This window comes from Streptomyces sp. CHD11 (assembly GCF_018638295.1).
Lineage (GTDB): Bacteria > Actinomycetota > Actinomycetes > Streptomycetales > Streptomycetaceae > Streptomyces.
In genome coordinates, this window is the sequence record NZ_JABTTS010000021.1 from 35,857 (window position 1) to 51,015 (window position 15,159).

Here is a 15,159-nt window from a genome sequence, read left to right on the forward strand (position 1 = left end):
CTGTGCGTGCCGGACCCGCGACACCGGGATGATCCGAACGAAGGCCCTAGCTCTCGCACATCTTCTCGTCGGCCCGGGACTGTCCGACGTCGACCTTCTCCGGCGCGGCGACGGGCACGCCGGCCTTCTTGAAGTCGGGGCCGAGCGTGAGCGTCATCGGCTGCCCCGCGTCCGAGCCCTCGCCGCCGGGCTTCAGGGCCGCGGCGGGCAGGCCCATCAGATCGGCGAGCTTGCGGGCCTGGTCGGCCTGGTCCGGCGCGTACTCCAGCCGCGTCCTGGCGACCTCGGCCGGGGCGTTGCCCTGGTTGGCGGACTCGGACACCCCCTCGCCGGTCTGCAGCCAGGTCACGGTGTCCTGCGCGGCGCCCTGCGGCCCGCCCCCGTTGTAGACGTCGACGCGGACGGCGGACGCCTCGGCCCGCGGACCCTCCAGAAGGGCGGCCTGCTTGTCCTTGGCCGCCTTCTCCTTCTTCTTCACCTCGGTGAAGGAGACGTCGTCCCGCAGCATGCCGAGCACCTGCGGGCCCTTGACCGGGTCCAGGACCACGGTGACGGGTGTGGGCTCCGCCGGGTTGTCGATCACCGGAAGCGTCATCATCGTGATGTTCTTCAGATTGATCTTGGTGAGTTCCCTGGCGAGGGTGAGGAGCTTGCGGGCGCTGCCGATGCCCTGGTCCACGGTGAGGGACTTGGTCGCGGCGTCGGCCACGTCGAGCATCTTCGACGGGCTGTCCAGCGTGTCCTCCTTCAGCTGCCGGATCATCGACGCGACGAACGCCTGCTGCATCTTGATCCGGTCCAGGTCGCTCTCGTTCTCCAGGCCGTGCCGGTTGCGGAGGAAGGACAGCGCCTCCTCGCCCTCCAGCGTGCTCCTGCCGGCGGGCAGGTCGAGCTTGGTCCCGCCGTCCACATCCTTCAGCGGCTTCTCCAGGCACACCTCGACGCCACCGACCGCGGTGGACAGCGTCTTCACCGCGTTGAAGTCGAACATCATGAAGTGGTCGACCTCGACGCCGGCGATGGCCTCGACCGTACGCATGGTGCAGCCGGGGTCGCGGCCGTTCACACCGAAGGACTCGTTGAACTTCGTGGGGCCGGCCGAGCCCGGTATGACCTCGGTGGAACCGTCGGACTGCTTGGTCTCACACTCCGGAATCTCCGTCATCAGGTCCCGGGGGATGCTCATCACGGTCGCGTTGGTGCGGTCCTCCGCGACATGGAAGAGCAGGGTGGTGTCCGCGTGACCGGTGACGTTGTCCCGGTCGCCGTAGGCCTCGTTGCCCTTGCCGGTGCGGACGTCGTTGCCGATGACCAGGATGTTGACCGGGCCCTCCGCCAGCACCTGGTCACTGCCCGCGTCGCCGATGTCGACGGTGTTGATGTTGCCGTTGAGGCGGTCGTACCAGTAGTAGGCGAACGCCGAGCCGCCGACGAGGACGAGACCGAGGGCGCCGCCCGTCCACATCAGCGCCTTCCGCTTTCCGCTCCGCCTCTTCGGCTTCTGCTGCCGGCGCCCGCGGGGCCCGGGGTCGTCCGTGTCGTCCGGCGCGTCCGTGTCGTCCGTGTCGTCCGGGGCGGGCGTGGGCTCGGGGACACGGGCGGGAGCGGTGCGGTGCCCACGCTGCCCGGGGACGCGGGCCGGCGTCGGGGCGGCGGGGCCCGGACGGGACGGCGCCCGCGGACCGGCGGCCACCGGGTACTCCGGGGAACCCTCCAGGCGCAGCTCGTAATCGCCGGTCTCCGGATTGAGTACCCACTGGTCGGCCGGGTCGGTCCCGTCAGCCTGTCCACGACTTGGCGCATCCACGCTCGTACCAGTCCTTCGTCGGGTGCCGCAGGCGACTCCTGCGTCTCAAGGCGCTTGATTGTTCGATGAGTTACGCTAACCGGCCCTTTCGTGGTGCGCTGAGGTCGTAACAGAATCGTCGAGGTCCGGATGTGTCCCCGGCTGGGCACAGCGTGTGATCTCCGCCCTTCACGGGGCGTGTGCGGCGCGATGTCCCGTGCGGCTGTATAACGGCATACCGAAGTGGTGATGGGTGAATGGGCCGAGCGGGCCCCGGGTCCGAGGGGGACGTCACGTGATGAGCGGCACCGAGAGCCCCGCCGCGCGCCTCCAGGCGCTCTTCGAGGGGCACCGGCTGACGCCGACCCAGCGGCGCATCGCGCACAGCATGGTGCGGCGGGCCGTCGACGTGCCGTTCCTGTCCAGCGTGGAGCTGGCCGAGCTGGCCGGGGTCAGCCAGCCGTCCGTGACCCGGTTCGCCGTCGCCCTCGGCTTCGACGGCTACCCCGCCCTGCGCCGGCATCTGCGCGAGGTCGCGCCGTCCGCCGAACCCCCGCCGGAGACCGGCTCGTACAACGAGTACCAGCAGGCCGTCGAGGCCGAGATCGAGAACCTGCGCCACCTCGCGGAGGCACTGGGCGACGCCGGGCCCGTGCGGCGGGCGGGACGGGTCCTCGCGGACAGCCGCCCGCTGCCCGTACTGGGGCTGCGGGCCGCCGCGGCACAGGCACACGGGTTCGCCTACTTCGCCGCCAAGGTCCACCCGGACGTACGGCTGCTCAACGAGGGCGGCACGATGCTCCACGACCGGATCGACGCCGCCGCCCGCGCCGGGGCGAGCGCCCTCCTCTGTTTCGCGCTGCCCCGCCACCCCCGCGAGGTCGTCGACGCCCTCGCCCACGCCAAGGAGACGGGCCTGACGGTCGTCACCGTCGCCGACTCCCCGTTCGCACCGGTCGCCAAGGTGTCCGACCTGCTGCTGCCCGCCGCCGTCGGCACCGGGCTGGCCTTCGACACGGCGTGCGCGCCGATGCTGCTGGGCCGGGTGCTGCTGGAGGCGATGTGCGACGACCTGCCCGACGCGCAGGCACGGCTGGAGGAGTTCGACGCGAAGGCGGCGGCGCGCGGGCTGTTCGTGGACTGACGAGGCGCCGTCCGCCGCGCGTCTTCTCAGATTCGTCTCACCTGGGGTCGCTAATCTTCCGTGTCCATCGGCAGATCGAGACGGGAGGCCGGACATGACACGCGGAGGACAGGGACTGGCCCGGGTGGCCGTCGTCGTGAGGGCGGGGGCGGCACCCCTGTGGTGGCTGGGAGTCGCCGCCGCGGGTATCGGGGTGCTGGTGCCCGGACTGACCGGGCGCCGGATCGGCGTGCTGGCGGGCGCCGCGCTGTTCGTCGTGACGGCGGCCGCCGCGGCGTACGCGGGGCGGGGACGGTATCGCGCGCTGGCCGGACAGGCGGCGCGGGCGGGCAAGCACGATGTGCTCCAGGACCGCGCGGTGACCGTGCGCAACTGGCGCCGGGCGCACCGCTGGTGGCTGCTGCTCGCCTTCCTCGCCGGCCTGGGCGCGTCCTTCGCCGCGCCCGCCGCCGGCGGTCTGGTGCTCGCCGGCGGCGGGGTCGGCCTGTGGCTGAAGGCGTTGTGGATCGGGCGTCTGGAGCAGGACGGCGAGGTGCTGTTGTGGGTGCGTGTCGACTGGCTGCGTGCGGGGGCGGGGCGGCCCGCCGGCAAGCGGGTCAAGGCGTACCGTGCCACGGGGGTCGCGGCGGGTGACGCGGCGCCGGGGGGATCGCGGCGGAGGGTCGCGGCGGCGGCCTGATCGGTTCCGCCTGGTCAGGAGGGCCTGGTCAGGAGGGGAGGGCGGTGAGGGCGTCGGTGTGGGTGGTGCCTGACTCGGCGACTATCTCCTCGATGGTCTGGGCGCGGCGTACGGTCGCGAAGGTGATGGCGCCGGTGCTGTCCGGGACGAAGCCGTGGATGGCCGGCCGGGGGAGCGAGTTGTACGCGTAGTGGTGGGCGAAGTAGTACGCGCCCGTGTCCAGTGCCGCCGCGTAGTCACCCTGTTCCAGCAGCGGCAGCTCCTGGCCCCGGGCGAGCAGGTCGCCCGCGAAACAGGCCGGCCCCGCCACGTCCTGCGTCACCGCCGGCCCCTCCTTGGGCCGCCCCTTCGCGTCGTACGCGGCGATCCTCAGCGGCCACGACTCCGGCGCGTACACCGTCCGCGTCGCCACCTGCACGCCCGCGTGCGTCACCGCGACCGGACGCCCGCCCGCGCTCTTGGCGTACTCCACGCGCGCGACCACCGTGCCGTGCTTGGCCAGCAGTGACCGGCCGAACTCGGTCACCAGCCCGTACCGCCCGTCGAACAGCCCCGGGACGGTCTCGCGCAGCACCCGCGCGTACTGCCCGTACGTCGGAGTGCTCGCCTCGGACGCGAAGTTCACCGGCAGGCCGCCGCCGATGTCGAGGGTGTCGACCTGCTGCCGCCCCGCCCGCCGGTTGATCTCCTCCGCCAGCGCGTACGCCTCCGAGACTCCCCTCGCCATCATCGGCAGGGCGACACCCTGGGAACCGGAGTGGGTGTGCAGCCGGGTCAGCCACGGCCGGTCCAGGTACGCCCGCACCACCCACTCCCGTGCCCCTTCGTCGCGCAGCGCCACCCCGAACTTGGAGGTCGCCGTCGCCGTGGACAGCGCCTCGATGGCACCACCGCCGACCTGCGGATTCACCCGGATACCGATGGGGGAGCGGGAGCCGGACCCGGCCACCAGGGCGTCGAGACGCTCCAGCTCCTGCGGATTGTCCACGTTGACGGCAATGCCCAGCGCCAGTGCCTCCCGCAGTTCGGCGGGCGTCTTGGCGGGTGAGTCGAGAACCGTCCGCTCCGGTTCGACCCCCGCGGCCCGGGCGAGCGCCAGCTCACCCGGGCTCGCCACCTCGGCGCCGATGCCCTCCTCGCGCAGCAGCCGAAGCACCGGCACCAGCGGGCTCGCCTTCACCGCGAAGGCGTGCAGCACGGGTGTGCCGGGCGCCGTCACCGCGTCGAACGCCGCCCGCAGCCCGGCCGCCGACTCCCGGATACCGGTCACGTCGAGCAGTGCCACCAGGGGAACGTCGGCGTCGAGCAGTCCCTGTTCCACGGCGGCCCGCACCGCCTCGTGCCGGCGGGCCGCCCGCCCGGTGCCCTGGGGGTCCACCTCGTCCGTCGATCCGTATCCGTGAGCCACGGTGTCGTCCGTCCCGTCGGTGTTCTCCATGTTCGCGCGCATACATCCAGCCAAACATCCCCCGTACGGACGTGCTGACGCACCCCCTGTCTTGACTAGTCCTATTCAGCGTTCGAGGATGTGAATATCTGCAGTAATCATCCGCAGTTCACAGGAGGCACACCATGGCCGGACCCGGATCCGCAGGCGGACCACGTCCCGTCCGAGCGCCGCGCGGCACCACCCGGAGCGCCCTGGGCTGGCAGCAGGAGGCCGCCCTGCGGATGCTGCAGAACAACCTCGACCCGGAGGTCGCCGAGCACCCCGACAAGCTCGTCGTCTACGGCGGCACCGGCAAGGCGGCCCGCGACTGGCGGTCCTTCGACGCCATGGTGCGCACGCTGCGGACCCTCAAGCAGGACGAGACGATGCTCGTCCAGTCCGGCCGCCCCGTCGGTGTCATGCAGACCCACGAGTGGGCCCCGCGTGTCCTCATCGCCAACTCCCACCTCGTCGGCGACTGGGCCACCTGGGAGGAGTTCCGCCGCCTGGAGGCCCTCGGCCTGACCATGTACGGGCAGATGACCGCCGGCTCCTGGATCTACATCGGCACCCAGGGCATCCTCCAGGGCACCTACGAGACCTTCGCCGCCGTCGCCGCCAAGAGGTTCGGGGGCACCCTCGCCGGAACCATCACCCTCACCGCCGGCCTCGGCGGCATGGGCGGCGCCCAGCCGCTCGCCGTGACGATGAACGACGGCGTCGTGATCTGCGCCGACTGCGACCCGCGCGCGATCGAGCGCCGCATCGAGCACCGGTACCTGGACGTACGGGCCGACTCGCTCGACCACGCCCTGGAACTGGCCGTGGAGGCCCGGGACCGGCGGCGGCCGCTGTCCATCGGCGTCCTCGGCAACGCCGCCGACCTGGTTCCGCGGGCGCTCGCCATGGGCGCCCCCGTCGACATCGTCACCGACCAGACCTCCGCCCACGACCCCCTGGCGTACCTCCCGGCCGGCATCGCCTTCGAGGACATGGCCGACGCCGCCGCGAAGGACCCGGCCGGCTTCACCACCCGCGCCCGCGAGTCCATGGCCCGGCACGTCGAGGCGATGGTCGGCTTCCAGGATGCCGGTGCCGAGGTGTTCGACTACGGCAACTCGATCCGCGGTGAGGCACAACTCGCCGGATACAGTCGCGCCTTCGCCTTCCCGGGGTTCGTGCCGGCCTACATCCGGCCGCTGTTCTGCGAGGGCAAGGGCCCGTTCCGCTGGGCCGCGCTGTCCGGTGACCCGGCCGACATCGCCAGGACCGACCGGGCGATCCTGGAGCTCTTCCCGGAGAACGAGTCCCTGGCCCGCTGGATCGGACTGGCGGGGGAGCGGGTCCGCTTCCAGGGACTCCCGGCCCGCATCTGCTGGCTCGGGTACGGCGAGCGCGACAGGGCCGGTGAGCGGTTCAACGACATGGTGGCGAGCGGCGAGCTGGCCGCGCCGGTCGTCATCGGGCGGGACCACCTCGACTGCGGATCGGTGGCGTCGCCCTACCGGGAGACGGAGGCGATGCTGGACGGCTCCGACGCGATCGCCGACTGGCCGCTGCTGAACGCCATGGTGAACGTGGCGTCCGGGGCGTCGTGGGTGTCCGTCCACCACGGTGGGGGCGTGGGCATGGGACGCTCCCTGCACGCCGGGCAGGTGACGGTGGCCGACGGGACGGCGCTGGCGGGGGAGAAGATCCGGCGGGTGCTGACGAACGACCCCGGGATGGGAGTCATCCGGCATGTCGACGCCGGGTACGACATCGCGGAGTCGGTGGCGGGCGAGCGGGGCGTACGGGTGCCGATGCGTGAGGGTGACCCGGCATGAGTGAGGGCAACGGTGGCTCCCCGGTGGGGACGGGCGGATGGTCACCGCCCTCCACGGCTCCGACCCGGCCCGCCGCCCTTCCCGGCGGGGCGCGGGCCGGCCGGGGGGACGGATTCCACGCGATGTGGAGTCAGTTGCTGCCCATCGGGCGCGACGCGGGTTCCGGTGGGTACCGGCGGTTCGCCTGGACCAGGGCCGACTCCGACTGCCGGGCCTGGTTCGAGGAGCAGGCCCGCAGCCGGCGGCTGGCCTGTGAGGTCGACCGGAACGGCAACCAGTGGGCCTGGCTCGGCGACCCCGCGCGGGGGAACGCCGTGGTCACCGGGTCGCACCTCGACTCCGTGCCGGACGGCGGAGCCTTCGACGGACCCCTCGGCGTCGTGTCCGCCTTCGCCGCCCTCGACGAGCTGCGCCGCCGAGGTGTGCCCCTCACCCGGCCGCTCGGCATCGTCAACTTCGGGGACGAGGAGGGCGCGCGGTTCGGGCTCGCCTGCGTCGGTTCACGGCTCACCGCGGGCGTGCTCACGGCCGGGCAGGCCCGCCGGCTCACCGACGCCGACGGCGTCACGCTCCCGCGGGCCATGGAGGCCGCCGGCTACGACCCCGACGCCATCGGCGCCGACCCCGGGCGGCTGGACCGCATCGGCGCCTTCGTCGAACTCCATGTCGAGCAGGGACGTGCCCTGGACCTGTCCGGCGACCGTATCGGCATCGCGTCCGCCATCTGGCCGCACGGCCGCTGGCGGTTCGACTTCCGCGGGGAGGCCAACCACGCCGGCACCACCCGGCTCGCGGACCGCCGCGACCCCATGCTGCCGTACGCCGAGACCGTCCTCGCCGCCCGCATCGAGGCGGAACCCGCCGGTGCCGTCGCCACCTTCGGCAAGATCGCCGTCGAACCGAACGGCGTCAACGCCATCCCCTCCCTGGTGCGCGGCTGGCTCGACTCCCGCGCCGCCGACCAGGAGCGCCTGGACGCCGTGGTCGCCGGCGTGGAACAGGCGGCACGCGCCCGTGCCGCCGCCCACGGCGTGCACCTCGACGTCGAACGCGAGTCCTTCACGCCCGTCGTCGAGTTCGACCACGCCCTGCGTGACGAACTCGCCGGCATCCTGGGCAGCGAGACCGGCATCGAGGTGCCCGTCCTCGGTACCGGTGCCGGACACGACGCCGGGATCCTCTCCGGACGCGTGCCGACCGCCATGCTGTTCGTGCGCAACCCCACCGGCGTCTCGCACTCCCCGGCCGAGTACGCGACCGAGGACGACTGCGTGGCCGGGGTCCTCGCCCTCGCCGACGTACTGGAAGGACTGTCCCGCACGTGACCAAGCGGACCTACTGGGCGGAACACGCGTGGCTGGAGGGTGATGTCGAGCCGGGTGTGGCGCTCGACATCGCCGACGGCCGCGTCACCGCGGTCCACAAGGCGACACCCGTTCCGCCGCCCGGCGCGGAGGTACTGCCCGGCCTCACGATGCCGGGCCTGGCCAACAGCCACAGCCACGCTTTCCACCGGGCGCTGCGCGGCACCGTCCAGGCGGGTTCCGGGACCTTCTGGACGTGGCGCGAGACCATGTACGCCACGGCCGGCCGGCTGACCCCGGACACGTACCACGCCCTCGCCCGGGCGGTATACGCCGAGATGGCGCTGGCCGGCATCACCACCGTCGGCGAGTTCCACTACGTCCACCACGCTCCCGGCGGCACGCCCTACGCCGACCCCAACGCCATGGGCGAGGCGCTCCTCGCGGCCGCCGCCGAGGCCGGTATCCGGATCACCCTCCTCGACACCGCCTATCTCTCCTCCGGCTTCGGACAGCCGCCCACCACCCCTCAGCTCCGCTTCTCCGACGGCGACGCGGACGCCTGGGCCGAACGCTGTTCCGTCCTCGAGGAACGGGATCACGCACGGATCGGTGCGGCGATCCACTCCGTCCGGGCCGTACCGGCACAGCAGCTGGCGACCGTGGCGCGGTGGGCGCGGGAGCGGCGGGCCCCGCTCCATGTGCATCTGTCCGAGCAGACCGCCGAGAACGACGCCTGCCGCGAGATCCACGGCTGCACCCCGGCCCAGCTCCTGGCCCTGCACGGCGTCCTCGGACCGCGCACCACCGGTGTCCACAACACCCATCTCACCGCCGAGGACATCTCCCTGATCGGCGGCAGCGGCACCGGGACCTGTATGTGCCCGACGACCGAACGGGACCTCGCCGACGGCATCGGCCCCGCCGCGGCCCTGCAGAACGAGGGCTCCCCGCTCTGTCTCGGCTCCGACAGCCACGCCGTGATCGACCTGCTCGAAGAGGCGCGCGCGATGGAGCTGAACGAGCGGCTGCGCACCCGCACGCGGGGGCACTGGACGGCCGCCGCGCTGCTGCGGGCCGCCTCCGCCGACGGACACGCCGCCCTCGGCTGGGACGGCATCGGCACCATCGAGGCCGGGGCACGGGCCGACTTCGTCACCCTCGCCCTCGACTCGGTCAGAACAGCGGGGCCGCCGCCCGGACTCGGCGCCGAGACGGCCGTATTCGCCGCGACCGCGGCGGACGTACGCCACACGGTCGTGGCGGGCCGTCACGTCGTACGCGACGGGGCGCACACGCTGGTCCCCGATGTGCCCGCAGCCCTCGCGCGGGCTGTCGAAGCCCTGCGCGCCTGACGACCACCCATGAGGACACCATGAGCAGCACCGTCATCAGCAACATCGCCACGCTGGTCACCAACGACCCCTCCCTGGGTGACACCTCTCCCCTCGGCCTGGTCCGGGACGCGGCCGTCGTCATCGAGGGCGACCGCGTCGTGTGGACCGGTGGATCAAGCAAAGCACCCGCCACCGACAACCGGGTCGACGCAGGGGGGCGGGCGGTCCTCCCGGGCTTCGTGGACTCCCACTCCCACCTGGTCTTCGCCGGCGACCGCACCGAGGAGTTCAACGCCCGGATGTCGGGCCGCCCGTACAGCGCCGGCGGCATCCGGACGACCGTGGCCGCCACCCGGGCCGCGAGCGAGGAGGAGCTGGAGGCCAACCTCACCCGCCACCTCACGGAAGCCCTGCGCCAGGGCACCACGACCCTCGAGACCAAGTCGGGGTACGGGCTGACCACCGAGGACGAGGCCCGCGCCCTGCGCCTGGCGGCCCGTCACACCGACGAGGTCACCTTCCTCGGCGCCCACATCGTCGCTCCGGAGTACGCCGGTGACCCGGCCGGCTACGTCGCCCTGGTCACCGGCGCGATGCTGGACGCCTGCGCGCCGCACGCCCGCTGGATCGACGTCTTCTGCGAGAAGGGCGCCTTCGACGGCGACCAGGCCCGCGCGATCCTGACCGCGGGCAAGGCGAAGGGCCTGCACCCGCGGATCCACGCCAACCAGCTCTCCTACGGCCCCGGAGTGCGGCTCGCCGTCGAGCTCGACGCGGCCAGCGCCGACCACTGCACCCATCTCACCGACGCCGACGTGGACGCCCTCGCGAACAGCCGCACGGTTGCCACCCTGCTGCCCGGCGCCGAGTTCTCCACCCGCGCCGACTGGCCGGACGCCCGCCGGCTGCTGGACGCCGGGGCGACGGTCGCGCTGTCCACGGACTGCAACCCCGGCTCGTCCTTCACGTCCTCCGTGCCTTTCTGTATCGCCCTCGCGGTACGGGACATGGGGATGACACCGGACGAGGCGGTCTGGTCGGCCACCGCGGGCGGCGCGGCGGCCCTGCGCCGTGCCGACGTCGGACGGCTGGCCCCGGGCGCGTACGCCGACCTCACGCTTCTCGACGCCCCGAGCCATGTGCACCTCGCCTACCGGCCGGGCGTCCCGCTGGTCGCGGGGGTGTGGCGCCGGGGCGTACGCCAGGTGTGACCGGGCGGCCCGCCGGGAGGGCCACCGGCCGTCGGGCGGGCGTGAACGGCGTCCGACGGCCGGTCACGGCAGCCGAAAGGGGCGGCCCGACCGCGGACCGCCCCTGGAGGACGAACACCATCCGGTGAGGAATCAGTCCTCGGCCGTGAGTCCCTTGCGCAGCTTCACCAGCGTCCGCGACAGCAGACGGGAGACGTGCATCTGGGAGATGCCCAGCTCCTCACCGATCTCCGACTGGGTCATGCCCGCGACGAAACGCAGGGAGAGGATCTTCCGGTCGCGCGGCGGCAGTTCGGCGATCAGCGGCTTCAACGACTCGACGTACTCGATGCCTTCGAGCCCGTGGTCCTCGTAACCGATCCGGTCGGCCAGCGCGCCCTCGGCGTCGTCCTCCTCCGGCTGGGCGTCCAGCGACGAGGCGGTGTAGGCGTTCGACGCGGCCATGCCCTCGACGACCTCGTCGCCGGTGATGCCCAGACGTTCCGCCAGCTCGGCCACTGTCGGCGCGCGGTCGAGCTGCTGGGCGAGTTCGTCACCGGCCTTGGCCAGGTCGAGCCGGAGTTCCTGGAGCCGGCGCGGTACGCGCACGGACCACGAGGTGTCCCGGAAGAAGCGCTTGATCTCGCCGATGATGGTCGGCATCGCGAAGGTGGGGAACTCCACACCGCGCGACAGTTCGAAGCGGTCGATCGCCTTGATCAGGCCGACGGTGCCGACCTGGATGATGTCCTCCATCGGCTCGCTGCGCGAGCGGAAGCGGGAGGCGGCGAACTTGACCAGGGCGAGGTTCAGTTCGACGAGCGTATTGCGTACGTACGAGTACTCCTGGGTGCCTTCCTCCAGCGATTCGAGGCGCTCGAAGAGGGTCTTGGACAGAGCCCGGGCGTCGACCGGGCCCACCTCGTCGTACGGGGGGATCTCCGGGAGTCCGGCGAGCAAGTCGTCCGGGACGACACCCATATCGTCCGGTTCGATGGGTTCCAGATGTTCCGGAGGTGGTGTCGACGTCGCTTCAGGGGTAGGCGATGCGTCGAGCCGGGGTGACATGATGTCCTCCATCGTTCTCGGCATATGGCTGCCGAAGCCGATACGTGCACTGCGGTGTGCGGCGCCTCCAAAGCCGGCCGTGTCGGTTTACGTGTCTTTACTAGCCCTACCGGCTTCCGCGGGCACATCGCAAGTGTGTTCTGTGTGCATATGTCCGTTTGTGCGTGATTGTTAGAGTGTCGATGCGTGGCCGGAAGGCGTAATGTTCAGAAGCGTCAGCAAGCAGCCACGGTGTCGGGAGAGAGAGACGGCATGGACCGCGGGACGGTCGGCAGCGCACAGTCGGGCCGGCTTCTGGTCGACGTGCGAGAAGAGGGCCCCAGTGCCGTCGTGACTCCGGCGGGTGAGTTGGATCACCACACCGCCGATCTGTTGCGCGAGCCACTCGAGGGCTGCCTCGCCAAGGGATTCAAGCGTCTTGTCATCGACTGCTCCAGGTTGGAGTTCTGTGACTCCACAGGACTGAACGTACTGCTCGGTGCCCGGCTCAAGGCCGAGGCAGCCGGGGGCGGTGTCCATCTCGCGGGAATGCAGTCCGTGGTCTCCCGCGTGTTCGAGATCACGGGGGCGGACGCGGTGTTCACCGTCCATGACACTCTCGAGGCGGCTCTGGCCGACGATTCGGCGTGATCCGCGCGGGCACGCCCGGCGGAGCGCCTCCGCTGCTCCCGGAGACGGAGGTCCTCCTCCGTCGTGCCTTTTCGTGCGAACACGGGGGTGTCCCGTCGGTCCGCCCGGGCAGGAGAGACCCTGAACGGGCCGGACACGGTGGTCGCGGGGGTGCTGGGAACCGGACGTGCCGTGCGTACGTGACCGACCGAGTACGGAATCTTTTGAATCGTGAACCGGTGACACGGTGAGGTGAAGCGCTGATGAGCACCACCCGGCCCTATTCGCCGGGCGACCGAGGTCCGGAGCCCGGCGGCGCTTCCGGGGTGCCCGGGGGCGTGGCACCGGCCGGGGACGCGCCGGACGGCGGTATGGCCGCGCCCACCGCGCCACCGGGCTCTCCGGGTGGCGGGACCCGTCGGCTCGACTTCGACGGCCAGAGCGGAGTCGTGCCGCTCGCCCGTGACTTCGCCCGCCAGGCGCTGTACGAGTGGGGCTGGCTGCCGGCCGCCACCGCGGACCGGCGGGCCGCCGCGGAGGACGTCCTCCTCGTCGTCTCCGAGCTGGTCACCAACGCGTGTCTGCACGCGGAGGGGCCCGACCACATGGCGATCACCTGTGACAAGAAGGTGATCCGGCTGGAGGTCACCGACCGGGGCACGGGACAGCCGGCGCCGCGCACCCCGCACCGGGCGGGGCGGCCGGGCGGTCACGGCATGTTCATCGTGCAGCGGCTGTGCCTGGACTGGGGCGTCGTGCGTGCGCCGGACGTGGCGGGCAAGACGGTCTGGGCGGAACTGGGCACGCCCGCGTAGTCCTCCGGGTGCGGTGAGGTTCCCACGCCCCCGCACCCGCTCCTCGAACGCCGGAGAGGCTGAAGCCAGCCTCTCCGGCGTTCGAGGAGCAGGGCGTCCGGGGGCGGAGCCCCGGTTCCGGCAGGGGGAAGGGGCCGGGGGGCGAAGAAGCCCGGTGCACCGCCCCCGGAGGGCTCAGCGCACGTCACCCATGAGGAGCTTGACCTTCTTGCGGTACATCCACACCGCGACACCGGCGAGCACGGCGAGCGTGGCCTCCATCGCGACGATGCCCGTCTTGTTCAGGTCGACTCCGGCGATGGACAGCAGTCCGGTCGTGGCGTCACCGGCGGTCACGGCCAGGAACCAGACGCCCATCATCTGCGAGGCGTACTTCGCGGGCGCCATCTTCGTGGTGACCGACAGGCCGACGGGGGAGAGCAGCAGCTCACCGACGGTCTGCGTGAAGTAGATCGCCACCAGCCACAGCGCCGCCGCCTTGTGACCGCCCTCGGCGATCGACAGCGGGGCCAGGAACAGGAAGAACGACACGCCGACCAGCACCAGACCGGAAGCGAACTTCACGATCGTGCTCGGCTCCTTGCCGCGCCGGTTCAGCGCCAGCCAGATCCAGGCGAAGACCGGGGCCAGCGCCATGATCAGCACGGGGTTGACCGACTGGTACCAGGAGACCGGGAAGTCCCATCCCAGGACGCTGTTCTCGGCCGACGAGTCGGCGAAGAGCGACAGGGTCGAGCCGCCCTGGTCGTAGATCATCCAGAAGATCGCGGCGGCGACGAAGAACCAGATGTACGCGGACATCTTCGACTGCTCGGCGCGGTCCAGGTCCTTGTCGCGCTTGATCCGGGCGATCACCATCACCGGGACGATCACGCCGAGCAGCGTCAGCGGGACCAGGACCCAGTTCAGGGTGTAGGTGCCGGTGACGCCCAGGACGGCGTACGCGACGACGGCGACGCCCGCCCACAGTGCGGCCTTGCGCAGCGTGGAGGACCTCTCCTCGGCCGACAGCGGCTTGGGGACGACACTGGACCGGGCGTCCAGGTGGCGGCTGCCCAGCAGGAACTGCACCACGCCCAGGCCCATGCCGGCCGCGGCGAGCGCGAAGCCCAGATGCCAGTTGACGCTCTCACCGATGGTGCCGATGATCAGCGGCGCGGCGAAGGCACCCAGGTTGATGCCCATGTAGAAGACGGTGAAGCCGCCGTCCCGGCGTGGATCGTCCGGGCCCTGGTAGAGCTGGCCGACCATCGTGGAGATGTTGGCCTTCAGGAGGCCGGAGCCGATGGCGACCAGGCCGAGCCCCGCGTAGAAGGTGCCGGAGGACGGCAGGGCCAGCGTCAGATGGCCCAGCATGATGACGCCGCCGGCGACGGCGACGGTCTTGCGGGGGCCCCAGACACGGTCACCGAACCAGCCGCCCGGCATCGTGAGCAGGTACACCAGGGAGAGGTAGACCGAGTAGATCGCGGTGGCGGTGCCCGCGCTCAGACCGAGTCCGCCCGGCGCGACGAGGTACAGCGGGAGCAGGGCCCTCATGCCGTAGTAGGAGAACCGCTCCCACATCTCGGTCATGAAGAGTGTGGCCAGTCCGCGGGGGTGGCCGAAGAAGGTCTTCTCGGAACCGGGGGTGCCCGGAGTGACCGAGTCCTTCGTCAGGCTGGACGCCATGGTCGTTCCTTGCTGTCGGGACGCGTCGCGGATGCGGGTACGCGCCCGGTGGGGGGCAGGCCGGCACCGGCGAGGCCGTACCGTCCACCCACGCCCGGGGAGGCCGCTCCGGGTCGCGGAGCGGCGGACGGCGACCACCGGGATCCACGCCTCCTCCGTGCGTCTATGCGCGCAGGAGGCCCGGCCACAGGTCATTCCTTCCGGGGCCGGCGGAGAACCGGCCCGCACGCGAAAGAGACCCTCGGCGTCGACTGCGCCAAAGGTCCCCGCGGTGCAACAGGCGTGGATTCACCATACGGCA

General features: G+C 71.8%; 12 protein-coding genes. 8 read left to right on the top strand and 4 right to left on the bottom strand.

What is annotated here, in order from left to right; all coding sequences use genetic code 11:
* Window positions 1-46 precede the first annotated feature (46 nt).
* On the bottom strand, window positions 47-1,807 hold the full coding sequence (locus tag HTV45_RS20730) for an LCP family protein (protein WP_215207315.1): 1,761 nt from the start codon (window positions 1,805-1,807) through the stop codon (window positions 47-49).
* A 277-nt stretch (window positions 1,808-2,084) separates the two neighbouring features.
* Between HTV45_RS20730 and HTV45_RS20735 the strand changes: the two genes are divergently transcribed.
* Together HTV45_RS20735 and HTV45_RS20740 are read left to right on the top strand one after the other, a co-directional pair.
* Entirely contained in the window at window positions 2,085-2,930 is an 846-nt protein-coding gene (locus tag HTV45_RS20735; RefSeq protein WP_215207316.1) for a MurR/RpiR family transcriptional regulator, read from the top strand.
* 94 nt (window positions 2,931-3,024) lie between these two features.
* Entirely contained in the window at window positions 3,025-3,609 is a 585-nt protein-coding gene (locus tag HTV45_RS20740) for a hypothetical protein (protein ID WP_215207317.1), read from the top strand.
* 28 nt (window positions 3,610-3,637) lie between these two features.
* Here the strand turns inward: HTV45_RS20740 and HTV45_RS20745 are convergent, their stop codons facing one another.
* On the bottom strand, window positions 3,638-5,047 hold the full coding sequence (locus tag HTV45_RS20745) for a diaminopimelate decarboxylase (RefSeq protein ID WP_215207318.1): 1,410 nt from the start codon (window positions 5,045-5,047) through the stop codon (window positions 3,638-3,640).
* A 134-nt stretch (window positions 5,048-5,181) separates the two neighbouring features.
* On the opposite strand from HTV45_RS20745, the gene hutU reads away from it, so the two are divergent.
* The 4 genes from hutU to hutI all read left to right on the top strand — a co-directional run bounded on the left by hutU (window position 5,182) and on the right by hutI (window position 10,716).
* On the top strand, window positions 5,182-6,864 hold the full coding sequence (hutU, locus tag HTV45_RS20750) for a urocanate hydratase (protein WP_215207319.1): 1,683 nt from the start codon (window positions 5,182-5,184) through the stop codon (window positions 6,862-6,864).
* Window positions 6,865-6,986: 122 nt separating this feature from the next.
* Window positions 6,987-8,189 carry an allantoate amidohydrolase gene (locus HTV45_RS20755; protein WP_251692480.1) on the top strand — a complete coding sequence of 401 codons (1,203 nt, stop codon included), beginning with the start codon at window positions 6,987-6,989 and terminating at the stop codon, window positions 8,187-8,189.
* Window positions 8,186-9,523 carry a formimidoylglutamate deiminase gene (locus HTV45_RS20760; protein ID WP_215207321.1) on the top strand — a complete coding sequence of 446 codons (1,338 nt, stop codon included), beginning with the start codon at window positions 8,186-8,188 and terminating at the stop codon, window positions 9,521-9,523. Before HTV45_RS20755 ends, HTV45_RS20760 begins: the two co-directional genes overlap by 4 nt.
* A gap of 20 nt (window positions 9,524-9,543) precedes the next feature.
* The gene (gene hutI / locus HTV45_RS20765; RefSeq protein WP_215207322.1) at window positions 9,544-10,716 is read left to right on the top strand and encodes an imidazolonepropionase; all 1,173 of its coding nucleotides are present in this window, start codon (window positions 9,544-9,546) and stop codon (window positions 10,714-10,716) included.
* Window positions 10,717-10,848: 132 nt separating this feature from the next.
* Here hutI and HTV45_RS20770 read toward each other — a convergent pair whose 3' ends face one another.
* Window positions 10,849-11,763 (bottom strand): RNA polymerase sigma factor SigF, encoded by a 915-nt coding sequence (locus tag HTV45_RS20770; protein WP_215207323.1) that lies wholly within the window; start codon window positions 11,761-11,763, stop codon window positions 10,849-10,851.
* Window positions 11,764-12,015: 252 nt separating this feature from the next.
* Here HTV45_RS20770 and HTV45_RS20775 point away from each other — a divergent pair, with 252 nt between their 5' ends.
* Both HTV45_RS20775 and HTV45_RS20780 read left to right on the top strand, forming a co-directional pair.
* Window positions 12,016-12,393 carry an STAS domain-containing protein gene (locus tag HTV45_RS20775; RefSeq protein WP_215207324.1) on the top strand — a complete coding sequence of 126 codons (378 nt, stop codon included), beginning with the start codon at window positions 12,016-12,018 and terminating at the stop codon, window positions 12,391-12,393.
* Between the two features lie 242 nt (window positions 12,394-12,635).
* Complete coding sequence (locus HTV45_RS20780; protein WP_215207325.1) at window positions 12,636-13,187, top strand: ATP-binding protein; 552 nt, start codon at window positions 12,636-12,638, stop codon at window positions 13,185-13,187.
* 174 nt (window positions 13,188-13,361) lie between these two features.
* On the opposite strand, the gene HTV45_RS20785 is transcribed toward HTV45_RS20780, so the two are convergent.
* Complete coding sequence (locus HTV45_RS20785; RefSeq protein ID WP_215207326.1) at window positions 13,362-14,858, bottom strand: oligopeptide:H+ symporter; 1,497 nt, start codon at window positions 14,856-14,858, stop codon at window positions 13,362-13,364.
* Window positions 14,859-15,159 lie beyond the last annotated feature (301 nt).